Origin of the sequence: Butyricicoccus sp. AM27-36 (assembly GCF_003480945.1) — a bacterium.
Classification (GTDB): Bacteria; Bacillota; Clostridia; order Oscillospirales; family Butyricicoccaceae; genus Agathobaculum; species Agathobaculum butyriciproducens.
The window spans coordinates 60620-85555 of record NZ_QUJR01000002.1 but is presented as its reverse complement, the minus strand read 5'-3'; the positions used below and the strand labels follow the sequence as shown (position 1 = coordinate 85555).

Genomic DNA, 24936 nt, shown 5'->3' with positions numbered 1-24936 from the left:
TTTGCTATAATATAGATATAGAGCGACCCCAAACAGAGCCTGACCCGCTCGGTTTGGGGCTGCTACCTGTTTGGGGAGAGTGATGAGGATTGAATCAAAATCTGGTTGATCTGCAAAACCTGAAAAAAGAATTTGATGGAACGCCTGTGCTGCGCGGCATTTCGCTGTCCATCAAGCGCCGCGAGTTCGTGACCCTGCTCGGTCCATCCGGCTGCGGCAAAACGACCACACTGCGCATCATCGGCGGCTTTGAGCAGCCGGATTCCGGCGATGTATTCTTCGACGGCAAGCGCCTGAACGATGTTCCGCCGTATCAGCGCGAGATCAACACCGTATTCCAGCGCTATGCGCTGTTCCCGCACCTGAATGTTGCGGAGAATATTGCCTTCGGTCTGCACATCAAAAAGCTGGACCGCGCAGACATCAAGCGCAAAACCGCAGAAATGCTCGAGCTGGTTGGTCTGCGCGGCTTTGAAAACCGCGATGTGACCAGTCTTTCCGGCGGTCAGCAGCAGCGTGTTGCCATCGCGCGTGCGCTGGTATGCGAGCCGCGTGTGCTGCTGCTCGACGAGCCGCTCGGTGCCCTCGACCTCAAGCTGCGAAAGGATATGCAGATCGAGCTGAAGCGTATTCAGCAGCGCACCGGCATCACCTTTATCTACGTCACACACGACCAAGAAGAAGCGCTGACGATGAGTGACCGCGTTGTCGTTATGAACCACGGCGTTATCCAGCAGGTCGGCAGCCCGACTGATATCTACAACGAGCCGGTCAACGCCTTTGTTGCGGATTTCATCGGTGAATCCAATATCATTGACGGCGTGATGCTCGAGGACTGCAAGGTCGAGTTCTGCGGCCGCACCTTCGAGTGCGTGGACAAGGGCTTCGAGAAGAATGCGCCGGTCGATGTCGTTATCCGTCCGGAGGATCTTAAAATCGTTTACGCCGGTGACGGTCTGCTGCAGGGCGTTGTTGAGTCCATCGTATTCAAGGGCGTGCACTACGAGATGATGGTTCGCACCCAGTTCTTCACCTTCATGGTGCATTCCACCATGGCAGAGTCGGTCGGCAAGACGGTCGGTTTGTCCGTCATTCCGTTTGACATCCACATCATGCACAAGAGTGCGGAGGCGCAAGCGTGAAAAAGTCCTTTGCCTATCCCTACGGCGTATGGCTCGCCGTATTTATCCTTGCCCCGATTCTGATGGTCGTGGTCTACGCGTTCCACAATGCGGACGGCGGCTTTACCCTGCATAATTTCAGCTATCTGCCCGGCTATCTGCCGATTTTCGGACGGTCGTTCCGGCTGGCGTTTCTCTCAACGGTGGTGTGCCTCGTGCTCGGCTACCCGATGGCGTATCTGATGAGCCGCCTGTCCGCCAGCAAACAGAGCCTTTGCATGATGCTGATTATGCTGCCGACGTGGATAAACTTTCTGCTCCGCACCTACGCATGGATGTCCATTCTGGAGAACAACGGCTTCATCAACCAGTTTTTCCGTTCCATTGGCTTAATATCCTTCCTGCAGAGCCATTTCGGCTATTCGCTCGATTATATTCCGCTTATCAACACACAGGGCGCTATCGTGCTCGGCATGGTGTACAACTTTCTGCCATTTATGGTGCTGCCCATCTATACCGTTCTCATCAAGCTCGACCGCAAGCTGATCGAAGCCGCGCAGGACCTCGGCGCGCCGACCCATCTGGTGTTCCGCCGCGTCATCTTCCCGCTGAGCATTCCCGGTGTGATTTCCGGCATTACAATGGTATTTGTGCCGTCCGTGTCCACGTTCGTTATTTCGCAGATGCTCGGCAGCGGCAAAAACCTGCTCGTCGGTGACCTTATCGACCTGCAGTTCATGGGCGGTGCGTACAACCCGCACCTCGGCTCAGCAATCGCGCTCGTCATGATCATCCTCATCTTTATCTGTATGTGGATCATGAACAAGTTCGATGACGGCTCCTCCGAGGAAGGAGGTCTGCTGCTGTGAAAAAGTTTTTCAAAAACTTCTATCTGCTGCTGATTTTCCTGTTCCTGTACGCGCCTATCGTTGTGCTGATGATCTTCTCGTTCAACGATTCCAAGTCGCGCCGCCTGTGGAACGGCTTTACCACCCGCTGGTATGTCGAGCTGTTCCGCGATGCGGATATTCTCCATTCACTGTATGTCACGCTGCTCGTGGCTGTTGCTGCTGCCGTGATTGCAACCGTGCTCGGCACGATTGCCGCCATCGGCATCCACAACATGAGCCGCAGAGCCAAGGCGACTTACCTGACCGTTAACAACATCCCGATGTCCTCCTCGGATACCATCATGGGCGTAACGTTCATGCTGCTGTTCGCCGCCATCGGTCTGGACAAGGGCTACCTGACCCTTATCCTCGCGCACGTTACGTTCTGCACGCCGTATGTCGTGCTCAACGTCATGCCCAAGCTGCGCCAGCTCGATAAGAACGCCTATGAGGCCGCGCTCGACCTCGGCGCAACGCCGCATCAGGCGCTCCGCAAGGTCATCCTGCCGGAGATCATGCCGGGCATCGTCACGGGCGCTATCATGGCGTTCACCATGTCGATTGACGATTTTGTGGTCTCCTACTTTACCGCCGGCACGACCAGTCAGCCGCTGTCAGTCGTTATCTACTCCATGACGCGCCACCGCATGACACCGAAGATCAACGCCATCTCGACCATTCTGTTTTTGATCGTGCTGGTGCTGCTTATCGTCATCAATATGCGCCAGTCCCGCGACGAGAAACGCCGCGAAGCCGCCCGTCGGAAAGGAGCGATGCAGCCGTGAAAAAACGCATGCTTTCCCTGCTGCTGTGCGGCGCGATGTGCACCGGACTGCTCTCCGGCTGCGGCAATGCATCCTCGGCGGAGGTGCTCAATGTGTATAACTGGGGCGAGTACATCGACACCGACCTCATCGACCGGTTCGAAGAGGAAACCGGCATCAAGGTCATTTACAACACCTTCGATTCCAACGAAAACCTGTATTCGCGCATCCAGACCACGAGCTACGACGTCATTATCCCGTCCGACTACGCCATCTCGCGATTTATCGACGAGGATATGCTCCAGCCGCTCAATTACGACCATATCCCCAATATGAAGCTCATCGATGAGAAATACACCCATCTGGACTTCGACCCGGAGCAGAAGTATTCCGTTCCCTATACATGGGGCGTGGTCGGCATCGTGTACAACACCAGATACGTCGATGAAGCGGATATTGGCTCGTGGGATTTGCTGTGGAACCCCAAATACACCAACCGCACCGCGATGTTCAACAACTCGCGTGATGCGCTCGGCATTGCGCTGATGTACCTCGGCTATTCGCTCAACACCACCGACAAGGACGAGCTGCGCGAGGCGGCTGACCTTATCATCGCCGGAAAACCGGTATATCAGGGCATCTGGATGGACCAGATTCTCGAAAAACTGCCGAGTGAGGAAATTGTGGCTGCACCGTACTATAATGGCGATGCCGTCACGATGATAGACGAAAATCCCGATCTCGCATTCTACGTTCCGAAGGAGGGCACCAACCTGTTTGTAGATGCCATGTGTATCCCGAAGAACGCGAAGAACGTTTCGGGCGCGGAAAAGTTCATCAACTTCATGTGCTCGACCGAGGCGGCGATGGCAAACTGGGAGTACATCGGCTATTCCAGTCCGCAGACCGAGGTCTATAACGAACTGGACGAGGAAATCACCAGCGACCCGCTATATTTCCCGGATATTACGCAGTATCCGACTGAGGCGTATACCAATCTGCCGACGGAAATCAACCAGTACTATAATGATTTGTGGGTTGATATCTTAACGTGAGAAAAAGAGTGAAGATATTGTAACCGATGGATTCGCATCCAAGGCAAACCATCGGATAATCTCCACTCTTCACTCTCAACTCTCCACTCTGTCCCCAATTTTACAGTAAAAAAGAACGTATCCGATCGGATACATTCTTTTTGCATGCTTATTTCTTCTCCATCGCTGCCATCGCAATCTTTTCCGGCGTGATGGGAAGCTCATAGAACCGCTTGCCTACGGCATTTCGGATTGCATCCGAAATCGCCGGCAGCGGTGTATTGATAACAACCTCGCCGATGGATTTTGCGCCGAACGGGCCTTCGCCCTCGTAGCTGTTCTCGAATTCCACGCGAATCTTGCCGATATCCACGCGTGCAGGAATCTTATACTGGAAAAGCGAATTCTCCATCGGATAGCCGCGGTCATCATAGGTGACGCTCTCAGTCAGCGTCATGCCGATGCCCTGCGCAATGCCGCCCTCGGCCTGCACGCGCGTCAGGTTCGGGTTGATGGGCGTACCGCAGTCCACTGCCGCAGCGTAATCCAGCAGGGTTACCTCGCCGGTTTCGGTATCCACCTCGATTTCAGCCGCACCGACCATATACGGCGGAGGCGAAATCTCGGACGAATGCGTAACCGTCGCCTGCAGCTCGATGCTGTTGCCGTTCATGGAAGCCGTCGCAATATCACTCAGGTTAATGGTCTTGCCTGCATTTTCGCCTTCCTCTACGCGGACTTCCTTTCCGTCAAAGCTGACCTGCGCCTTGTCGCAGCCGAGCAGCTTTGCGCCGAGCGCACAGATTTTGCCGCGCAGCTCAAGCGCGCACTTCTCGGTCGCCTTGCCGGTGACATAGGTCGTACTCGAGGCATACGAGCCGGAATCATACGGCGACCAGTCGGTGTCCGCACTCAGCGTGGTAATGTTGTCAAGCGGACACTCAAGCACCTCTGCCGCGATCTGCGCAAGCGTGGTATCACAGCCGGTGCCCATGTCAGCCGCGCCGATGAGCAGCGTGTAAAAGCCCTCATCGTTGACCTTGAGCGTCGCACTGCCGACGTCCATGCTCGTGATACCCGAGCCCTGCATCGCCATGCCCATGCCGACCGCACGAATCTTGCCGTTTCCCATGTCCCGGCACGGATACTTGTTATCCCAGTCGATCATGTCGTGCACGCGCGCCAGACAGCGGTCGAGCGCACAGCTTGTATTCAGCTGACCGTAGTACGCGGGCATAATCTCACCCTCGTGCGTAATATTCATCTCACGAATTTTGAACGGGTCCATGCCGAGGATATTCGCCAGCTCGTTTACCGCGCTCTCCACCGCGAACAGGCCCTGCGTTGCGCCGTAGCCGCGGTACGCGCCCGCCGACATGTGATTGGTGTACACAACGTCACTCGTAAAGCGGAACGCCTCGGCCTTGCCGTACAGCGGAATCGACTTATGACCGGACAGACCGACCGTTGTCGGGCCGTGTTCGCCATACGCGCCGGTGTTGGACAGCGTGTGCAGGTCGATGCCGCGCACGATGCCGTCCTTGTTTGCGCCCAGACGAACGTGCATTTCCATCTCGTGACGCGGCGAGGAGGCAATCTGGCTCTCCACGCGGCTGAAGATAATCTTGGACGGCTTCTTTGTCATCCAGGTGACAAACGCCGGATACACCGCGCTGACTGCGGTCTGCTTCGCGCCGAAGCCGCCGCCGATACGCGGCTTGGTGACGCGCACCTTGCTTTTCGGAATATGCAGTGCGTTCGCCACGATTCGGCGGGTGTGGAACACGATCTGGGTCGAGCTGATGATGTGCAGACGGCCGTAGGTGTCGATCTCGCAGTAGGTGCGGAAGGTTTCCATCATCGCCTGCTGGCATGCCTGCGTATGGTACACGCGGTCGATAACAACATCGCAGTCCGCGAGGACCGCGTCAATATCACCGTTGCCGCACTCGTCGTGCGCGCACAGGTTGCGCTTGTTATCCGCGCCGACCGGCGCAAGGCTCTCCCAGTTGTCCTCCGGATGCACGAGCACCGGATTGTCCTTTGCCGTGTGGAAATCGAGCACCGGTTCGAGCACCTCGTACTCCACCTTGACCAGCTTCATTGCCTTATCCACGCATTTTTCGTCCGCACCGGCAAGGATGGCAACCACATCACCGACAAAGCGCACATGACGGTCGATAACAAGGCGGTCATACGGACTGGCCTCCGGATAAGTCTGACCGGCCTGCGTATAGCGGCGGCCGTTCTGGTCTACGTCCTCCCAGGTGAAGATGGCCTCCATGCCGGGGACTTTCATCGCGGCGGTCTTGTTGATAGACTTGACGATGGCGTTCGCGTGCGGCGAGCGCAGCAGCTTGACGCACAGGCAGTCGCGCGGCGTTACATCGTCCACATACACCGGCTGACCGGTCACAAGCTGCATTGCATCCTTTTTACGGAGCGGCTGATTGACTACCTTCACTGTGCGTCCTCCTCTCTCTGCTTTTTCCAGTCGAGATATGCGCGGATACCGCGCAGCTGTCCCTCATACCCCGAGCAGCGGCACAGGTTGCCCGCCAGATATTCCTTGATCTCCTCATCGGTCGGGTCCTGCTTTTCGCGGAACAGCGCGATCGCGTTCATCATAAAGCCGGGATTGCAGAAGCCGCACTGCTCCGCACCCTGATCCGCGATGAACGCGCCGAATTCGGCGGCTTCGCCCTGCAAGCCCTCCAAGGTCGTGATCGTATGTCCGCTTGCACGCGCTGCCAGCACCGAGCAGGACAGCACCGGCTTTTCGTCCATAAATACGGTGCACAGACCGCAGTTTGCAGTCTCACAGCCGCGCTTGACGCTCAGGCAGCCATGCCCCCGCACAAAGTCGATGAGCAGCGTATCCGCCGCCACATCGTCTGCTACTTTCTTTCCATTCAATGTCATTGTGATCAGCATATCCGTTCCCCCTTACTCTGCATCGAGCGCCTGTGCCGCACGGCGCACCAGCACACCCGCGAGGTGTCTGCGGTACTCCGCACTGCCGCGCAGACTGCTGCCGGTCTTAATTTCCGCCCGAACGACTTCTGCCATCTGCTCTGCCGTTCTATCCACAGGCTGTGCATAAATCTGTGCGCGTGCCGGACGGGCACCGATGGCGAACCGGTAGCCGTTTTCGTCCTTGACGGACGCACAGGTCAGCACCGGAATATCGGTCTGGCTGATGCGCACAGACTGGTAATTGAACTTCGCCTTTCGCTTGGGAACGATCACGCGCACCAAAATATCGCGGTCCTTGGGTCTTTCGGCGTACTCGGAAAGCGGCACAATGCCGCCCTTGTACAGCTCTACCTGTGCATCCAGCACAAGGAACATGGTCAGCACATCGGAAAAGCCGAACCGACTGTACAGGCTGCCGCCGACGGTCGCCAGATTGCGAAGCTGCACGCCGACAATATGGCGCACAGACTCGCGCATCGCACCGTTCGTGTAGGCTGCCAGTCCTTCGTGCAGCTCCAGCGCGCGCAGCGAGGCCATCGCACCGATCCGGAACTCGGTGTCGGTCTCCTCGATAGTGTCCAGTCCCAGACCGGACAGGTCGATTGCCGTGCCGACATTCAGCGTCTCCATTTTGAGCCAGATCATGCCGCCGATCACGCGGTTGGACTTTTTCTGGTTGAGCGTATACGCTTCCTCGAGCGACTCGGCTTTTTTGTATTCCCGTATCGTCAACATACGTTATATCCTCTCTCTTTCAGGGGAATGTGTTATCTTTTCAGTATACTACTTTTATTTTACCACAAAATCTGCTATAATGCCGTTGTGAATATCAAAATACAACGGAAAAGAAAAAGTTGTGGGAAAGGAGCCGCCATGCAGCCAAATATCCGCGTGATGCTGTTCGATGAGAACGGCGAACGCTTTTTCGGTGAGGGACCGTGCCGTCTGCTGCATGCCATCGAGCAGACCGGATCGCTTCGCGCCGCCGCGCAGTCTATGCAGATGGCATACACCAAGGCGCTCGGACTCGTTCGTCATGCTGAGCAGGTGCTCGGTTTTGCGCTCACCGAGCGCAAAATCGGCGGCAAAGGAGGCGGCGGCAGCGTACTCACCGACGAGGCAAAGGAGTTTCTCTATCGCTATGAGCAGTATCGTGACGCCTGCAAACAGGCAGGAAAACAGCTCTATCCGCAGTTTTTCCCCGATGAAACGTGAAATCGGATGTGTGATCATGGCATCCGGACTGGCAAAACGGTTTGGCTCCAACAAGCTGCTTGCCGAATTCGACCGAAAACCGCTGCTCTGCCGTGCGTTCGCCGTGACAGAGGAGCTGCACCGCGTGGTCGTTACCCGCTCGACCGAGGTGCAGGCATTGTGTGAAGAATGCGGCATTCCTGTCCTGCACCATGCCCTTCCCTTTCGCAGCGACACCGTGCGGCTTGGACTGGAGTACCTGCTGCCGCGGTTTCCTGCCATGTCCGGCTGCGTGTTTCTGCCGGGTGATCAGCCGCTGCTGACGAGGAAAACGCTCGACGGTATGGCTGCGGCGTTCTGTGCGCAACCGAGGAAACGATCACGGATTTTCCGTCTATGCGAACCGCAAAGCGGTACGCCGGGCAGTCCCGTGCTGTTCGGCGCGGATTATTTTGAGGAATTGCGTTCTCTTCCCGAAGGCAAGGGCGGCGGCGTAGTTGTCAAACGGCATGCGGAACAGGTTACGCTGTTTCCCGTAAAGCATCCGGCGGAATTGATGGACGCGGATACGCCGGACGTTCTTGCAGAATTAAAAATGATTTTTCAAAACGATTCATTTTATCGGTAATGCCAACCATTTGATGTGGCGTTATGCGGGTGCACCTTGTGCGCCCCTACGGTTACGTTTGTGCAGTCGGTTTACACGGTGCGCCGAGGTCGTCGCACCCTACAGTATTATTTTACGCCTCTCTCAATCGGAATGGCGAATGGTTGACCGTTACAATCATTTTCCATTCTCAATTCTCCATTCACAGTTAAAAACCCCGGAAAGAGCTTCTTTCCGGGGTTTCAGTCTGTCAAAAAAGTATTATTTTAATTTTTACGCTTCGTGCGGCAGCACGCATAAAATAGAATTTGCGAAGCAAATTCATAAATTCCGGGAGCATGTATCTCGGAATTTATACAAGGGAAGAAAAAATGTGCCCGTCAGGGCGCGGTTTTTCTTCGGAATTCGCTCGAAAGCGTGGTTTCGAGCGAGAGACTGCTCGGAAAACGTTAGTTTTTCGACAGTCTCAAACCCCGGAAAGAACTTCTTTCCGGGGTTTTGCATTATGCTTCGGTTTTCTTATCCTTCGGGAGCACGATATTCAGCAGAATCGCAACAAACGCTGCCGGTACAATACCGGAACCGCCAAAAATCAGCTGAACCGCCTGCGGCGCCTGTGCCAGAATGGTCATATTGGCACCCATGCCGTAGCCGACACCCAGAGCAACCGACACGATGGTCAGATTACGCGGCGTCATCTCCTCCTTGGTGATCAGCTGGATACCGCTGATAACGATGGACGAGAACATCATAACAGCCGCACCGCCGAGCACGGACTGCGGCATAATGGACACGATCGCGCCCAGCTTCGGAATCAGACCGCACAGAATGAGGAAGATCGCGCCGACGGCCAGTGCGCCTCGGTTGACAACCTTGGTCATGGTAACAAGGCCTACGTTCTGGCTGAACGAGGTATTCGGCAGTACGCCGAACAGCGCCGCAAACGACGAACCGATACCGTCGCAGGCTACGCCGCCGGACAGCTCCTTGTCGGTTGCCTCACGGCCCATGCCGCCTTCCATAACGCCCGAAATATCGCCGACGGTCTCGACTGCGGTAACAATAAACATAACCAGCACCGGCAGGATGGCGCGCAGATCAAACACCGGCTTTACCGGCATCAGCTTCGGGATGGAAAACCAGCCGGCCTGTGCTACCTTGTCCCAGTTGAGTACCCATGCCTTGGTGAATTCTACACCGTCCGCGTCAACTGCGGTGGTCGGCAGAACAAAACCCATGATGATTGCCGCAATGTAGCCTGCAATAATGCCGACAAAGATCGCGGACGAGCCAAGGAAGCCCTTGCAGCCGTGCTTGACGACCAGAATAACCACCAGCACGAACAGCGCCAGCAGCAGATTTTCCATCGAGCCGAAATCCTTCGCAGAGTTGCCGCCGCCGAAGGAATTGATGCCGACCGAGATCAGCGACAGACCGATACTCAGCACGACCGTGCCGGTAACGACCGCCGGAAAGAATTTGCGCAGCGGCTTGAGGAAAAAGCCAAGTACCGTCTCAAACAGGCCGCCGAGAATGGACGCGCCCATAATCGCGCCATACGCAATCACACCGCCGCCCATGGTAGCCGCAACGCTATTGAACACGCCGATAAAACCCGAGCTTGTACCCATGATGATCGGCACCTTACCGCCGATCGGGCCGATGGAAAACAGCTGCACCAGCGTTACCACGCCGGCCACGAACATCGCGTTCTGCAGAACGCTTACCTGCAGGTCCGCGAACTCGCCGCCTGCAATGCCGCACGCACCCATGATGATGAGCAGCGGCGTCAGGTTGCCGACGAACATCGCAAAAACGTGCTGCAGTCCCAGCGGAATCTTGCGCGACAAAGGCATTTTTGCCTCAAAATCGTGCGCTGCGTCCATAGAAATTTTCTCTTGCATACCCACACTCCTTTGTGTTGTCCTGTAAAGTGTCGTGCCATTCATTCCCCTTAGCAAAACACTTTCTGATTTCATGCAAATAAATTATAACAAAAACAAATTCCTATGTAAATGGATTGCGCAGACAGACGCAGGATTTTGGAGGTATGCGCAAAAATTTACGTTCTGCGACCTGTTTCCTTAACAATTTCCCGAATCCGCGCAAAAGGAAAGGAACAACGCACACAGGCATTGTCCCTTTTCGTATCGTTTCGAATTTCTGATTAACCCAGTCTTTCCTTGCGCTCGCGTCCGTCTCTCAGCAGAATGGTCAGTTCCTCGCGGTCTCCTGCACGGATGGCCTTGCGGTATTCGTCAAGGTGCTTGATGACCTCGTCAATCTCCTGCGCGAGCGGCTCTGCGTTGCACAGGAACAGCTCGCTCCACATGGTCTCATTCAGCTTGGCAACACGCGTCAGATCCTTGTAGCTGCCCGCCGAATAGCCGTTGTGCTTGTCCGCCTCCGGACTTTTGATGTACGCCGAGGAAACCACATGCGCCAGCTGCGAGGTAAACGCGATCATGTGATCGTGCTGCTGCGCGGTACAGCGCACGGTCTGACCGAAGCCGAGCGACATGAAGTACGCTTCCAGCTGCTCAAGCACACGCTCGGTGCTGCTCTTTGTCGGCACAAAGATCATGCTCGCACCGTCAAACAGGGTCGACAGGGCAAAATCCAGACCGGAGAACTCACGGCCCGCCATCGGATGGCCGCCGACGTAGTGCACACCGGCATCGAGCGCCGCCTGCTCCAGACGATCGACCATAAACTGCTTGACGCCGACCATATCCACGATCACGCAGCCCTTTTTCATCTTCGGCATGTTCTCGAGCAGCCAGTCTACCGTTGCCTGCGGGTACAGACCGATGATAACAAGGTCAGCCTCCTTGTACAGCGCTTCGGTCGCAATCGCGTCAATCGAGCCGTCAGCCAGTGCCTGCTCTGCGGTTGCACGCGTGCGGTTCCAGCCCAAAACGCGGCTGAGCGTGCGCGCCTTGATGGTTTTCGCCATCGAGCCGCCCATCAGGCCCAGACCGGCGATGAGTACGGTATCAAACATGAATGGGTTCCCCCTATCTTTTGTTTTTTATTCAGTTAAAGTTTATAACGGCAGACAGGGTTTGTCAATGAAAAACCGACTGCCTTTGCAGCCGGTTGTTATTTCATCATTTCTTTGGTCTTGGATTGACACTGCAAATCCGGTGCCACAACGGCGTAATCCGGCAGATAACGAACACAAGCAGCGCACCTGCCAGATTGAGGATGAGATCATCCACATCGCACGAGCCGGTGCCGGTGTAGATCTGCAGCACCTCCACTGCCGTGATGCTCAGCGTGAGCGACGCCGTGAAGAAGAAAATGCTTCTCTGCCAGCGGAACAGTGCGGGCAGGAACACGCCCATCGGCGCAAACGCAATCAGGTTGCCTGCCAGATTGAGCACCACAAGCCGCAGTGAGATATTGCCGTAGCCGTAGGCTAACAGGTAATTTTTCACCGTGCGGAGCGGCTCCAGATTCACCATATCGAGCGAGGTATGACCAAATCCGCGGCCGAATGCGTTATCGAAAAACAGCACATTCAGCAGCACCCATATGTAGTACAGAAACAGCACCAGCATGTACAGCCGCCGCCGTGTCGGACGCGTATTGTCCGGCACGCCGCAGAACAGCGCAGCACGCAAAAGCACCGCAAAAATCGCTGCAAACATGAATTTCTGCTCGGGTGCAACGGTGATTCCGGGTGCTAACTCATAATAGATGTTGAAGCACAGAAATACCGCTGTCAGCAGTACCGCTATGCCGCGAATTAAATTCTTCAAAAGGAGATTCTCCTTTGTATTGGAATATCATAGGGCGGGAGTACCCGCCCTATGTCAAAAATTCTGTTACAGGTTCTCCGCTTCCCTGAGCCACAGCGCGGACACTGCGTCCGACGGCATACGCCAGTCGCCGCGCGGCGAAAGCGTTACGGTGCCGACCTTCGGGCCGTCCGGCAGGCAGGAGCGCTTGAACTGCTGCGTAAAGAAGCGGCGCATAAAGGTCGTCAGCCACTTCTTGATGGTCGCATCGTCATACACGCCTGCAAAGGTCTTGTGCGCGGCGCGGAAGATCTTGCGCGGCGGATAACCGAAGCGCAGCATATAATACAGGAAAAAGTCGTGCAGCTCGTACGGGCCGACCAGATCCTCGGTCTTCTGGCTGATTTCGCCGTCCTTAGGCGGCAGCAGCTCGGGTGATACCGGGGTATCGAGCACATCCTGCAGCACGTCGGACAACTCACCGAGGGTGCGGTCTGCCTCGTAAGCGACAAGGTAGCGCACCAGCGTTTTCGGGATAGAGCCGTTCACGCCGTACATGCTCATGTGGTCGCCGTTGTAGGTCGCCCAGCCGAGCGCCAGTTCGGACAGGTCGCCCGTACCGACAACCATGCCGCCGTTCTTGTTGGCGAGGTTCATCAGCACCAGCGTACGCATACGCGCCTGACCGTTCTCAAAGGTGACGGAAAGATCGTCCTTGGACTGACCGATGTCCATGAAATGCTGATCGACCGCCGCCTTGATGTCCACGGTCTTGAGCGTAACGCCGTAGGCTTCCGCCAGTTTTTCCGCGTTGCCCTTGGTGCGGGCGGTTGTGCCGAAGCACGGCATCGTGACGGCCAGAATGCCCTTGCGGTCGAGTTCGAGCATATCAAACGCATGTACGAGCACGATGAGAGCCAGCGTGGAATCCAGGCCGCCGGACAGGCCGACAACTGCCGTCTTGGCGTGCGTATGGCGCAGACGGGTCGCCAGACCGGTTGCCTGCAGCGTGAGAATCTCCTCGCAGCGCTCATCGCGGAGCGCCTTGTTCGCCGGAACGAATGGCGTGCGCGGGAAGGTCCGGTCAACAAGGTCGTTCTCCACCGGCTCGAGCGAGAACGAGAACACGCTGCCCTCGATAGACTCGAATGTGTTCATGCGCTGACGCTCGTGCGCCAGACGCTGGAGGTCGATATCCGCGTAAATGATGCCCTGCGAGAACATCTTGCTCTCAGCCAGCAGCGCACCGTTCTCCGCGATGAGGTCGTGACCCGCGAAAACAAGGTCCTGCGTGGACTCACCGAAACCGGCATCCGCGTACAGGTACGCGCACAGCAGTCGTCCGGACTGCTGACGAACAAGGTCGCGGCGATAGCCCGCCTTGCCGATGATCTCATCCGATGCGGACAGGTTGACGATAATGTGCGCGCCCATCTGCGCCAGCGTAGTAGACGGCGGATTCGGCACCCACAGATCCTCGCAAATTTCTACGCCGAAGGTGAACAGCGGCTGCTCATCGCACTGAAAAATGCTGTCGGTCACAATCGGTACATAGCGCGGCTCACCGGCTGTATCAGTAAGCGTTACGCTCTCGATCGAACCCAACGCATCTGCCGATACGAAATGGCGCTGCTCGTAGAACTCGGAGTAGTTCGGAAGATGGGTTTTCGGCACGAACGCCAGCACGTCACCGGCATTGATGACAGCGGCCACATTATACAGCTTGCCGCGCACACGCAGCGGCAGGCCGACCACGATGACGGCTTTCAGCTCTGCCGTTTCGCGGCAGACCGTGTTCAGCGCCTCCAGCGCACCCTCGAGCAGCATTTCCTGCAGGAACAGATCGCCGCAGGTATAGCCGGTCAGGCACAGCTCGGGGAACGTGATGAGCTTCGCGCCTTTGGCAGCGGCCTCCTTCGCCAGTTTTACGATCTCAGAGGTATTATATGCACAGTCCGCAGCGTGCAGATCAGGCGTTGCCGCGGCAATTTTGATAAATCCATCTCGCATCGGTGATGCTCCTTCCAGTGGAATAGTCCAGATAGAGTTAGTATACCTCTTTTTGCGCGTTTACGCAAGGGAAATGCCCTCAGAAGAAAACTTGTGCACCCACAAGACTGGGTACGCGAAGCGCGCAAGCGGTATGTTGTTTCCGAGCGAAGAGTTACCGCCTGCGGGCGGCGGGAGTTCGCCGTACCCACGGCGTGGGGGCAAAAGGGTAGACACCTACGGTTTCTACCCTCTTGACTCCCGTTTCCCTTTATTTCTTAATCTGATGCAGACCAGAGACCGGCGACCGCTTCGAAACAGGGAACGGCAGAGGAGCTTTTCTACCGTAGGGGCGCACAGTGTGCGCCCATTTCTCTACCTATACGCAGTGTCAGATACCATTCTGCTACACATATCGGCTACTCCACGCAGGCGCGACATACCCGTGTCGCGCAACTCGTTTATCTGGATATTACGGACGGCACCTGCGAATTGCATTTGTCCATGTTATTCATTCGTACATATGGTGGGCGAAAACGAATCGCAAAACGAAAAAATGGAGAATGAAATGATTTCATTCTCCATTTTCAATTACTTACCGATCGACAACCGGAATCTCAGACTCATCCTTTTCATCCAGATGCTTCAGATAATGCTTTGTCTCTGCCGCGATCACGCCGGAGAGCAGCAGCACAGCGATCAGGTTCGGGATGGCCATGAATGCATTCAGCACGTCCGCAATGGTCCACACAAGGTCGAGCGCAAGCACGGGTGCGCACACCACGACCGCGATAAACAGCACCTTATACGGCAGAATTGCCTTTTTCCCGAGCAGATACTCAGCGGCACGCTCGCCGTAGTACGACCATCCGAGGATGGTGGAGTACGCGAACGTAATGATGCTGATCATCAAAATCAGCGGACCGATATACGGAATCTGTGCGAATGCTGCGGTGGTCATCTGACCGCCGTTTGCCATATTTTCCGCATTGACCGCCGAATTTTTCATCATCGAGGAGACAAGCACCAGACCGGTCATCAGGCACACGACAACCGTCGTCCAGAAGGTGCCGGTCGCAGAAACGAGCGCCTGCCGCACCGGATTGCGCGTCTGTGCCGCGCTGGCAACCAGCGGTGCAGAACCCATGCCGGACTCATTCGAGAACAGGCCGCGTGCCACGCCGTACTGCAGCGCCAGACGGATGCCGCCGCCGACCAGTCCGCCGGTCACGGCGCCCGGCTTGAACGCCAGCACGAAAATGGCCTTGAGAGCCGGCAGCAGAAAATCGTAATTGGTGCACAGAATAACAATGCAGCCGACCACATAGAACAGCGCCATCAGCGGCACCAGCTTTTCGCATACAACTGCAATGGATTCAATGCCGCCAATAATGATAATCGCGGTGATAATGCCGAAAACAATGCCGATTGCGATACGCGGCAGGCTGATGGGAAGGTTGGTCTCCAGCACCTCGGCAATCGCGTTGATCTGCGTGCCGCAGCCGATGCCGAACGAGGCGAGCATGGCGAACAATGCAAACAGCACCGCCATCACCTTGCCGAACTTCTTCCACTTGAGGCCGCGCTCAAGCGCGTACATCGCACCGCCCATCATGCGGCCGTCCGCGGTCTGCACGCGGTACTTGACCGCGATCAGGCTCTCCGCGTACTTGGTGGCAATGCCGAACACGCCGGTCAGCCAGCACCACAGCACGGCACCCGGTCCGCCAAGATAGATGGCCGTGCCGACACCGATGATGTTGCCCGTGCCGATGGTCGATGCGAGTGCAGTCGTCAGCGCCTGAAACTGACTGACGTCACCCGGTGAATCCGGGTCCTTTGTCACCGACAAGCGAATGCCGGTGAAGGTCTTGCGCTGGATGAAGCCCGTGCGGAACGTCATAAAAATATGCGTACCGCACAGCAGCACCAGCATGGGCAGACCCCAGATCCAGCTGTCGATTTTGTTCATTAATGCAACAAATACTTCCATGTATCCGATTCCTTCCTCACTTTTCTTCTCTTTCGGACAAGAGAAGGCGCTTACCCACCATTTTTGTTCGGATAAGCGTCGCAGGCTTATATTATATCGAATTTCTCGAAAATATGCAAGCATATTCGTGCATATTCGACACTTTTTCGGCATTTGACGCGATATTGCGCGTTCTCCTATCGTATGTTATAATCGTATCGAATTAAAAACTATCGAGGTGTTCCCTATGAACTCTGTGAATTATAAACGGCTGGAAAAGAGCCTGACCGACGTCATCCAGGAAGCACAGCTCAAAATCGGCTACGACCACCACCCGATCACGCTGTATTATCCCACGGAATCCGTGGCGCGTCTGCTCGGCACACCGGAGGAGGACGCGGACAACACCGAGCGTGCGCTCGCTTCCCTTTCCGCGCACACCGCCGGCACGCTCGGTGCAATCGAAGTCACCCGCGATGACAAGCGTTTCTGCTTCCACATTTCCGCAGAAGGCACACAGTATGTGCATGAACAGCTGCCGGAACCCGCGTTTCTGCGTGCATTTCTGCAGGTAATGCGCGGTCTGACGGTCAGCTTTGACGATATTCTTGCGGTGTTCCATCAGTTTTCCGACAAGGTACACTGTGAGAAGCTCGAGGGCAACGAGGAGTTTGACTACCTCGTGTACTTCGAGGACGGCACACCGGACAGCTACCGCTACTGCATCAAGCTGGATGATGACGGTGATGCCGTCTATCACCGTTTTACGCCGGAGGATTATGCGGCGTTTGGGTTCTAAATCCCCATATAAGCATGAAAAAAGGACGCTCAAGGAGCGTCCTTTCTGTTTTGCGGTTTTACTGAGCGGCTTCAGTATCAGCCGTCTGGGCCTCGTCAGTCGCGGTCTGGCTGTCGGTTGCGGACTGGTCTTCGCTCTGCGCGTCCTCAGTCTGCGCATTGCCGTCATCATCCGATGTATCACTGTTCAGAACAGTCTGCACGTCAGCCGGCAGATAGTCCTTGGTGTTATCATAGGTGATCTCGTCGTAAGCATCGGTGGTCTTGATGTCAGCCTCGTCGATCCACTGCTGCATCATCTCGTCGATCGAGCCGGCAGTGCCCTTTTCGGAAGCAACAGCCGCAATGATGGAATCGCGCATGTTCTCAAACTCATCCTGATTCAGCTCGCAGCGCTTGATGATGTGGTAGCCATACTGGCTCTTGACCAGGCCGGAAACTTCGCCTTCCTGCAGAGCCTTGGCAGCGTTGTAGAACTCGTCTACCATCTGACCCTCGGTGAAGGTATAGCCCTTGGCATACTGTGCTTCGCCTGCATCCTCGTTCTTCTCGGTCAGCAGCGCGTCAAAGTCCTCGCCGTTGTTCAGGCGATCCAGAACAGCCTGTGCTTCCTTCTTTGCTTCCTCATCGGTGCGGGTGGTCTCGCCGGTGGACGGATTCTTAGTCAGAATGAGGATGTGCTTTGCAGTGATGTAGTTGTCATCGAAATACTTCTGCAGCTCGTCATCGCTCGGAACACTTACGCCGTTCTCGCCGAAGTAGTAATCCTTCAGCACCTGTGCGCATGCGCTGACATACTGGTAGTTATTGTAGTGGTCCATGTCAAAGCCGATCGAAGCCAGACGCTGCAGATAAGCGTCCTCGCCGCCGAGCTGCTCCGCATTCTGCTTGTTTGCCGTAACAATGTTCTTCTTCTGGCTGTACGACAGGGACAGGCCCAGCTCATCCATCTTCTGCTTAACGATATGGATCAGAGCGACCTGCTGCTTTGCGGACTCCTTTGCGGCATCGCCGAATGTAGATGCCATATTCTTCTCAGAGAGACCGTACATAGCGTACATCTGCTGATAATTGATGATCTGGCTCATCATATAGCTTGCATACTCATCTGCGTGGATTTCCTCACCGTTGACCGTCATAACAACCGGTGCATCGCTTTTCAGCTCCTGATAATCCACCACAAAGGTGGATGCGCCGTATGCGGTTGCGCTCATAACGACAGCCAGCATAACGACCAGCGCAACGATGCGCTGCACTAACTTGCTCATATTACTATGCTCCCTTTTCTGTATTTTACGAACGCTATCAGTATAACACTATTTCGGAACAGGCACAAGCGAAAACACAGAAACATCACAATTTTCGCTGCCCGCTGGGGACGCTGCCCGCTGGGGCACAAGGATGGACACCAAGGTTTCCACCCTTGTGAATCCCGCTTCCTTTATTCCTAATCCGGCGCAGACCGGAGACCGGCGACCGCTTCGAGAAGGAGAACGGCAGTCGGGTTACTCTTGCGTATCTTTCGTGAAATATTCGCGGTTCACAGATAGCTTACTGCTACACAGGCGGTTTACTCTCCGCAGGCGCGACACGAGGTGAATTGCCCGAAAGGCAAGAGAAGGTCCCCTGAGGGATACCCGTGTCGCGCAACTCATTGGCCTGGCAGCTACAGACAGCACCTGCGAATTTCATCTGATGATAAATGTTATACCGTAGGGTGCGCCGACTCGGCGCACCTTTTCTAACGAAAAAACACCCGTAAAATGCAAAAATGGAGAACGAAAACCATCTGGTCAATTCTCCATTTTCCATTCTCAATTACTGCAAACAAAAAGAGAACCGCTTCCGCGGTTCTCTTTGTTCATTTCGCGTCAAACCCTTGACAGATAACCTCAAACAGCTCATTGATACGCTCATAGCGTCCCTTGAGGTACAGCCAGCCGAACAGCGCCTCGAGTGCAGTCGCATAGGCATACTCTGCCACGGAGGCCGACTTCGGCACGGATTTCGGCTTTGCGTTGCGTCCGTGACGCAGAACGGTCTGCTCGTCTTCATCGAGCATAGGCTGAATGCACTTTACCGCTTCCGCCTGCGCGGACGCACGAACGAGCTGGATCGTACGGCTGTGCAGGTTTTTCGCGGTCTGAGTGCCGCCACACGCCAAATGCGTGCGCACGAGTATCTCATAAACAGCGTCGCCCACATGGGCGAGTGCAAGACTCGTCATGCGGGCGATCGCAGCGTCATCCAGCACAGGGTGCAGATGATCGGTCATTACTTGTCCTCAGCAGCCTTTGCTTCAGCGGCCTGCTTTGCAGCCTCAGCCTTAGCCTTGGCAGCAGCAGCCTGCTTAGCCTGCATTTCCTTGAACTTGGCCTTCTCTTCCTCAGTCGGAACCGGCTCGATGCAGCCCTTCGGGCATGCCTTGGTGCACATCTTGCAGTTCTTGCACTTGTCGTAGTCGATCTTGGCAACGCCGTCTACTACATGAATTGCATCGAACTTACAGGTCTTCTCGCACATCTTACAGCCGATACAGCCGTTGGAGCAAACCTTCATTACTTCCGGACCCTTGTCCTTGTTCACGCAGTTAACGTGAACCTTCTTGACCTCGGATACCAGGTTGATGATCTTCTTCGGGCAGGTGGAAACACACTTGCCGCAGGCAACACACTTGTCGGTGTCAACCTTTGCAACGCCGTCCACAATGTGGATTGCGTCAAACGCACAGGCCTTTACGCAGGAGCCGAGGCCCATGCAGCCAAAGGAGCAAGCCTTCGGGCCGCTTGCTACACGCATTGCAGCGTTGCAGTCCTGCAGACCCTCGTAGTTTGCCTTGTCCTTTGCGTTGCAGCCGCCGTTGCAGTAAACGTGTGCAACCTGACGGTCGCCGGCAGCAACCTCAACGCCGAGTACCTTTGCGACCTTCTCAGCCGCAGCAGCACCGCCGACCGGGCAGCCGTTTACCGGCGCACGGCCCTCTACGATTGCAGCAGCCAGACCGTCACAGCCCGGGAAGCCGCAGCCGCCGCAGTTAGCGCCCGGCAGGCACTCGCGTACCAGCGGGATGCGCTCGTCAACCTCTACAGCGAAAACCTTAGCGGCAACGCCGAGCAGGATTGCGAAAACGATACCCATGATGAACAGTACCGCTACCGCGTAAATAACATTTTGCATATCCATTTCTTGTGTCCTCCCTTACCAAATCGACAGGCCGGAGAAGCCCATGAAGGACATAGCCAGCAGCGCTGCTGCAACCAGCGAGATCGGGAAGCCTTCAAAGCACTTCGGGCACTTGGAAGTAGCGTCCAGACGCTCACGGATGGAAGCGAACAGCACGATTGCCAGCGTGTAGCCAACACCGGCTGCAACGCCGTATACCAGAGAGCCGATGAAAGAGTAGCCGTTATCGATATTGGTCTTTGCAGCACCGAGCACCGCACAGTTGGTGGTGATCAGCGGCAGGAAGATACCGAGCGCAGAGTACAGCGACGGCATAGCCTTCTTCATGAACATCTCGACGAACTGAACCAGCGTTGCAATTACGAGAATGAACGCGATGGTCTGCATGTAGCCCAGACCCAGGGGTTCGAGAATGAAGTACTGTACAGCCCAGGATGCTGCGGAAGCGATCGCCATAACGAAGATAACCGCCATGCCCATGCCGAGCGCGGTGTCGGTCTTCTTGGATACGCCGAAGAACGAGCAGCAGCCGAGGAACTGAACGAGAATGTAGTTGTTGACCAGGATTGCCGCGATTGCGAGCGACAGGATATCGGTCAAACCCATAGAGGCAGGTAAATTAAACACTTACTTGTCCTCCTTTCGAGCCATGATCTTCTGGATCGCAGCCAGGATGAAGCCCATCATGAGGAAGCCGCCTGCCGGCAGGATCATCATGACCATCGGGTTGGAGTGGAAGAACGGAACTGCGATGCCGTTTACGCCGTTAACGTAACCGGACAGGATGGTGCCTGCGCCGAGCAGCTCACGGAAGAAGCCCATGAGTACCAGAGCGAAGGTGAAGCCCAGACCCATTACAACACCGTCGAGTGCGGACGGCAGAACCTTGTTCTTGGACGCATACGCCTCGGCACGGCCGAGGATGATGCAGTTTACTACGATCAGCGGCAGGAACAGACCAAGGGACGATGCCAGCGACGGCAGGAATGCCTGCATGGACAGGTCGATCATGGTTACGAAGGTTGCGATGATCGTGATGAATGCTGCGATACGGATCTTATCCGGGATAATTCTGCGCATCGCGGAAATAACGATATTGGAGCAGATGAGAACGACGGTAGCCGCCGCGCCCATGCCGATCGCATTCTGCAGAGAAGTAGTGGTTGCCAGCGTCGGGCAAAGACCGATCGTCTGCATGAAAACCGGGTTATCGAGGATAACGCCCGATTTCAGCTGTTCAGAAAATTTCATTTGGCTTTTCCTCCTTAACCCAGAGTAGCGACATATGCTGCCGCAGTATTAACGCCGTCGGTTACAGCACGGGAGGTGATGGTAGCGCCGGTGATCGCATTGATCGTGCCGCCGTCCTTGGTCACCTTGAGCTGACCGTCAGCAGTCTGACCTGCAAACTGGGTGATCCAGTTCGGGTCTGCCTGGCTCTTCGCACCGAGGCCCGGGGTCTCAGCGTGAGAGGTTACCTTTGCGCCTGCAACGGTGCCGTCCGCGTTGATGCCGACGATCATCGTCAGGTTGCCGCCGAAGCCCTTCGGCTCTACCTGTACGCAGTAGCCGATCTCTTCGCCGTCCTTAGTTGCCTTGTAAACGCCGTCGATCTGAGCAGCGGTACGGCCTGCCGGCAGGGTTACGCCAGCGGCTGCAACGTCCTCAGCGGACAGTGCGGTGCCGAGATCCTCGAAATCAGCGTCCGGGATGATCTCTGCCATTGCTGCGTTGCGGGTTTCGATACCGTTCTGGGTGATCTTATCCGCGGTTACACCGTTGATAACACCCAGCAGCAGTGCACAGATGAACGTGATGAGGCCCAGTACGACGACAAGCTGTACGATGCCGCCTTCCTTTTTGCTGTTATCCATGATTTACTGCGCCTCCTTCTTAGCCTTGTCAAGCTGATAACCGAACTTGCGCGGATGGGTCTTCTTGTCGATTGCCCAAACCAGCGTGTTCATGATCAGGATGGAGTAGGATACGCCCTCCGGCAGACCGCCGAAGTAGCGGATGAATACCGTCAGCAGACCGCAGCCAACGCCGAAGATGATCTGGCCCTTCGGGGTAACCGGGCTGGTAACGTAGTCGGTAGCCATGAAGATCGCGCCGAGCATCAGGCCGCCGGACAGTACCTGGCTGAGCATCCACTGTACGCGGGAAACATCGCCGGACAGCGGGAACAGGAAGGTGATGACAGCAACAGTAAGGATGTAAGCTGCCGGAATGTTGATGGTGATAACCTTGCGCCACAGCAGGTAAACGCCGCCTGCCAGCAGAGCCAGCGCGGAGGTCTCACCGATAACGCCGCCGGTCTGACCGAGCAGCATCTCCAGCAGGCCGGTGTCAGCCGGTACAGCACCGGTCTTGAGGGTAGCCAGCGGAGTTGCGGTGGAAATCGCGTCGGTAACGGTTACGTTGCCGAACAGCGGCAGGTTCGCATGCGGAGCAGTCCAGGTGGTCATGAAACCGGCCCAGGATGCCATCATGAACGCACGGGCACCGAGTGCCGGGTTCATAAAGTTCTTGCCGATACCGCCGAACAGCATCTTAACAACGATGATGCCGAACAGGGCACCGAAAGCGCTCAGCCACAGCGGAGCTGCAACCGGAATGTTGAATGCGATAAGTACGCCCGTAACCAGGCAGGACAGGTCGCCTACGGTGTTCGGGTGATGAACGATTTTGTTGTAAATGGTCTCAAACACAAGGCTTGCCACCATTGCGATAACAACATGGATCAGCGCACGAGCGCCGAAGGTGTAAACTGCAACCGCCAGTGCCGGAACAAGTGCGATGAGCACATCGAGCATAAGGCTCCGGGTGTCATCATCCGCCTTGATATGCGGCGAGGAGGTTACGACTACTTTGCTAAGATCATAAGCCATTTTCGTTTTCCTCCTTACTTGTTCTCTGCGGGCTTTTCAGCCTCTGCCTTTGCAGCAGCCTCCGCCTCGGCCTTTTTCTTCTCAGCCTCAGCCTTGGCGCGCTCTGCAGCACGCTTAGCCTGGATCTTGCCCTTGGTCAGACGGAACTGTGCAACCAGCGGGATACGAGCCGGGCAGACATAAGCGCAGGAGCCGCACTCGATGCAGTCCATCATGCCGCAGTCAACGGCGTTGTCCAGATCCTCCTGCTTGCCGTATACATTCATGTAGATCGGCAGGAGGTGCATCGGGCAGGCGTTGATGCACTTGCCGCAGCGGATACACTGGGGATCCTTAACGCGCTTATCCTCATTGCCTGCAAAGGCGAGGAATGCGTTGGTGCCCTTGACAACCGGGGCATCCAGAGAGAACTGGGCGTTGCCCATCATCGGACCGCCGGCAAGGAGCTTGTTCGGAGCTTCCTTGAAGCCGCCGCAGGCATCGATCAGCTTTTCGATCGGGGTGCCGATGCGTGCTTCGAGGTTCTTCGGCTCAGCAACAGCGGAACCGGAGATGGTAACGATACGGCGGATGACCGGCATACCGGTGGTGAAGCGGCGGTAAACCGCACCTGCGGTATCTACGTTGAATACCGCGCAGCCGGCGTCTGCCGGCAGCTTGCCGGACGGAACTTCACGGCCGGTGCAGGCATTGATCAGCTGCTTCTCAGCGCCCTGCGGGTACTTGCAGGTCAGCGGATACAGCTTGAGGCGGGAATCGTCCGCGATCAGCTCCTCGATCTTGGCGAAGGTATCCTTCTTGTTTTCCTCGATTGCAATGATTGCGGTCTGTACGCCCATGATGTCGGCCAGCATCTTCAGGCCGCCGATGGTCTCTTCCGGACGCTCGAGCAGCAGGCGATGGTCGGACGTGATGTACGGCTCACACTCTGCAGCGTTGATGATGACCGTGTCGCACTTGCCGATACCGGACTGGATCTTGACATGGGTCGGGAAGGTTGCACCGCCATGGCCGACAATACCGGCAGAACGGATGCACTCGATACGCTCCTCATTGCTCATGGAAGCGAAGTCGTAGGGATGCACGGACTCGTGCTTGCGGTCCTCGCCATCATTTTCAATTACGATGGACAGAACCTTGCTGCCGTTCGGATGCAGGCGAGGCTCGATTGCCTTTACCTTACCGGAAACGGTAGCATGGACAGGAGCGCTGACAAAGCCGCCGGCTTCCGCGATAGGCTGTCCCAGGTCCACGGTGTCGCCAACCGAAACGATCGGCTTTGCCGGTGCGCCGATGTGCATGGAAACCGGCAGGATTACCTCATCAGGCAATGCCAGCTTCTCGATCGGCTTGGTGTTTGTCGCGGATTTATAGCCCGGGTCTGCGTGAGTACCCGGGTGTATGCCGCCACGGAACGAATACGCCATTTCTTTCACCTCTCTAATATTTTGCGCAAGAAGAACCGGACGCGCGCCCGGCTTCCTCTTCTTCAGAAATTGGCTGGCTACGCATGAAGCATAGCCTTACAGTATAGATTATACTGGTTTTTGTACAGTATTGGCAAGACCAAAAGCAAAAAAAAATCGAATAAAATACAGGGGAACTTTGTACATCTTGTTAAGTCTATCATTTTTATCCGCTTTTTCTTTGTGAATAACGCTCGGGTTCGGTCAGTTTAGACGGATGCAGGTATTTCCTTTCCGGCTTGCATTTTTCGCAAAACCGGCTGAAATGCGCGCAAAATGCGAAGTTTTGCCCTCTGCCTTTTGTGCAC

General features: G+C 55.9%; 23 protein-coding genes. 7 read left to right on the top strand and 16 right to left on the bottom strand.

From position 1 onward, the window contains the following. Window positions 1-89: 89 nt before the first annotated feature. Genes potA through DW724_RS04010 form a run of 4 tightly spaced genes read left to right on the top strand, consistent with a single transcriptional unit; the run spans window position 90 to window position 3830 of the window. Window positions 90-1142 (top strand): spermidine/putrescine ABC transporter ATP-binding protein, encoded by a 1053-nt coding sequence (gene potA, locus DW724_RS04025; protein WP_118753471.1) that lies wholly within the window; start codon window positions 90-92, stop codon window positions 1140-1142. Continuing rightward, window positions 1139-1990, top strand: a complete 852-nt coding sequence (locus DW724_RS04020; protein WP_243105690.1) for an ABC transporter permease — start codon at window positions 1139-1141, stop codon at window positions 1988-1990. The genes potA and DW724_RS04020 overlap by 4 nt, the downstream gene beginning before the upstream one ends. Next, window positions 1987-2796, top strand: a complete 810-nt coding sequence (locus DW724_RS04015; RefSeq protein ID WP_243105689.1) for an ABC transporter permease — start codon at window positions 1987-1989, stop codon at window positions 2794-2796. Before DW724_RS04020 ends, DW724_RS04015 begins: the two co-directional genes overlap by 4 nt. Further along, complete coding sequence (locus DW724_RS04010; protein WP_118760759.1) at window positions 2793-3830, top strand: ABC transporter substrate-binding protein; 1038 nt, start codon at window positions 2793-2795, stop codon at window positions 3828-3830. The genes DW724_RS04015 and DW724_RS04010 overlap by 4 nt, the downstream gene beginning before the upstream one ends. A gap of 148 nt (window positions 3831-3978) precedes the next feature. Here the strand turns inward: DW724_RS04010 and DW724_RS04005 are convergent, their stop codons facing one another. The 3 genes from DW724_RS04005 to DW724_RS03995 are packed head-to-tail and all read right to left on the bottom strand — an operon-like array spanning window position 3979 to window position 7520. Further along, window positions 3979-6273 (bottom strand): xanthine dehydrogenase family protein molybdopterin-binding subunit, encoded by a 2295-nt coding sequence (locus DW724_RS04005; RefSeq protein ID WP_118760758.1) that lies wholly within the window; start codon window positions 6271-6273, stop codon window positions 3979-3981. Next, on the bottom strand, window positions 6270-6743 hold the full coding sequence (locus DW724_RS04000; RefSeq protein WP_118360063.1) for a (2Fe-2S)-binding protein: 474 nt from the start codon (window positions 6741-6743) through the stop codon (window positions 6270-6272). The genes DW724_RS04005 and DW724_RS04000 overlap by 4 nt, the downstream gene beginning before the upstream one ends. Before the next feature lie 12 nt (window positions 6744-6755). Then, the gene (locus DW724_RS03995) at window positions 6756-7520 is read right to left on the bottom strand and encodes an FAD binding domain-containing protein (protein ID WP_118477967.1); all 765 of its coding nucleotides are present in this window, start codon (window positions 7518-7520) and stop codon (window positions 6756-6758) included. A 138-nt stretch (window positions 7521-7658) separates the two neighbouring features. Here DW724_RS03995 and DW724_RS03990 point away from each other — a divergent pair, with 138 nt between their 5' ends. Together DW724_RS03990 and DW724_RS03985 are read left to right on the top strand one after the other, a co-directional pair. Continuing rightward, window positions 7659-8000 carry a winged helix-turn-helix domain-containing protein gene (locus DW724_RS03990; protein WP_118760757.1) on the top strand — a complete coding sequence of 114 codons (342 nt, stop codon included), beginning with the start codon at window positions 7659-7661 and terminating at the stop codon, window positions 7998-8000. Continuing rightward, entirely contained in the window at window positions 7990-8607 is a 618-nt protein-coding gene (locus DW724_RS03985) for a nucleotidyltransferase family protein (RefSeq protein ID WP_243105688.1), read from the top strand. The genes DW724_RS03990 and DW724_RS03985 overlap by 11 nt, the downstream gene beginning before the upstream one ends. A 482-nt stretch (window positions 8608-9089) precedes the next feature. Here the strand turns inward: DW724_RS03985 and DW724_RS03980 are convergent, their stop codons facing one another. From DW724_RS03980 to DW724_RS03960, 5 genes are all read right to left on the bottom strand, one after another. Next, window positions 9090-10490, bottom strand: coding sequence for a uracil-xanthine permease family protein (locus DW724_RS03980; protein WP_118753466.1), 1401 nt, complete (start codon window positions 10488-10490; stop codon window positions 9090-9092). Window positions 10491-10753: 263 nt separating this feature from the next. Continuing rightward, the gene (locus DW724_RS03975) at window positions 10754-11590 is read right to left on the bottom strand and encodes a prephenate dehydrogenase (RefSeq protein WP_118760756.1); all 837 of its coding nucleotides are present in this window, start codon (window positions 11588-11590) and stop codon (window positions 10754-10756) included. A gap of 106 nt (window positions 11591-11696) precedes the next feature. Continuing rightward, entirely contained in the window at window positions 11697-12350 is a 654-nt protein-coding gene (locus tag DW724_RS03970; protein WP_117488140.1) for a VanZ family protein, read from the bottom strand. A gap of 66 nt (window positions 12351-12416) precedes the next feature. Next, a complete protein-coding gene (locus DW724_RS03965; RefSeq protein ID WP_118760755.1) occupies window positions 12417-14339 on the bottom strand; it encodes an NAD(+) synthase in 1923 nt (640 codons plus the stop codon). Between the two features lie 574 nt (window positions 14340-14913). Then, window positions 14914-16311 carry an alanine/glycine:cation symporter family protein gene (locus tag DW724_RS03960; RefSeq protein WP_118760754.1) on the bottom strand — a complete coding sequence of 466 codons (1398 nt, stop codon included), beginning with the start codon at window positions 16309-16311 and terminating at the stop codon, window positions 14914-14916. 226 nt (window positions 16312-16537) lie between these two features. Here DW724_RS03960 and DW724_RS03955 point away from each other — a divergent pair, with 226 nt between their 5' ends. Continuing rightward, window positions 16538-17089 carry a DUF3877 family protein gene (locus DW724_RS03955; RefSeq protein WP_118760753.1) on the top strand — a complete coding sequence of 184 codons (552 nt, stop codon included), beginning with the start codon at window positions 16538-16540 and terminating at the stop codon, window positions 17087-17089. Window positions 17090-17147: 58 nt separating this feature from the next. Here DW724_RS03955 and DW724_RS03950 read toward each other — a convergent pair whose 3' ends face one another. The 8 genes from DW724_RS03950 to rsxC all read right to left on the bottom strand — a co-directional run bounded on the left by DW724_RS03950 (window position 17148) and on the right by rsxC (window position 24589). Further along, window positions 17148-18356, bottom strand: a complete 1209-nt coding sequence (locus tag DW724_RS03950; protein WP_118760752.1) for a peptidylprolyl isomerase — start codon at window positions 18354-18356, stop codon at window positions 17148-17150. Between the two features lie 593 nt (window positions 18357-18949). Continuing rightward, the gene (locus DW724_RS03945; RefSeq protein ID WP_118760751.1) at window positions 18950-19363 is read right to left on the bottom strand and encodes a Mini-ribonuclease 3; all 414 of its coding nucleotides are present in this window, start codon (window positions 19361-19363) and stop codon (window positions 18950-18952) included. Further along, a complete protein-coding gene (locus tag DW724_RS03940) occupies window positions 19363-20265 on the bottom strand; it encodes an RnfABCDGE type electron transport complex subunit B (RefSeq protein WP_202183507.1) in 903 nt (300 codons plus the stop codon). Before DW724_RS03940 ends, DW724_RS03945 begins: the two co-directional genes overlap by 1 nt. 21 nt (window positions 20266-20286) lie before the next feature. Further along, window positions 20287-20877 carry an electron transport complex subunit RsxA gene (gene rsxA / locus DW724_RS03935; protein WP_118760749.1) on the bottom strand — a complete coding sequence of 197 codons (591 nt, stop codon included), beginning with the start codon at window positions 20875-20877 and terminating at the stop codon, window positions 20287-20289. A 21-nt stretch (window positions 20878-20898) separates the two neighbouring features. Continuing rightward, window positions 20899-21522 (bottom strand): electron transport complex subunit RsxE, encoded by a 624-nt coding sequence (gene rsxE, locus DW724_RS03930; RefSeq protein ID WP_110435486.1) that lies wholly within the window; start codon window positions 21520-21522, stop codon window positions 20899-20901. Window positions 21523-21536: 14 nt separating this feature from the next. Further along, complete coding sequence (locus tag DW724_RS03925; RefSeq protein WP_118477951.1) at window positions 21537-22145, bottom strand: RnfABCDGE type electron transport complex subunit G; 609 nt, start codon at window positions 22143-22145, stop codon at window positions 21537-21539. Between the two features lie 3 nt (window positions 22146-22148). Next, a complete protein-coding gene (locus DW724_RS03920; protein ID WP_110435488.1) occupies window positions 22149-23162 on the bottom strand; it encodes an RnfABCDGE type electron transport complex subunit D in 1014 nt (337 codons plus the stop codon). 14 nt (window positions 23163-23176) lie between these two features. After that, window positions 23177-24589 carry an electron transport complex subunit RsxC gene (gene rsxC / locus DW724_RS03915; protein WP_117750996.1) on the bottom strand — a complete coding sequence of 471 codons (1413 nt, stop codon included), beginning with the start codon at window positions 24587-24589 and terminating at the stop codon, window positions 23177-23179. Window positions 24590-24936 lie beyond the last annotated feature (347 nt).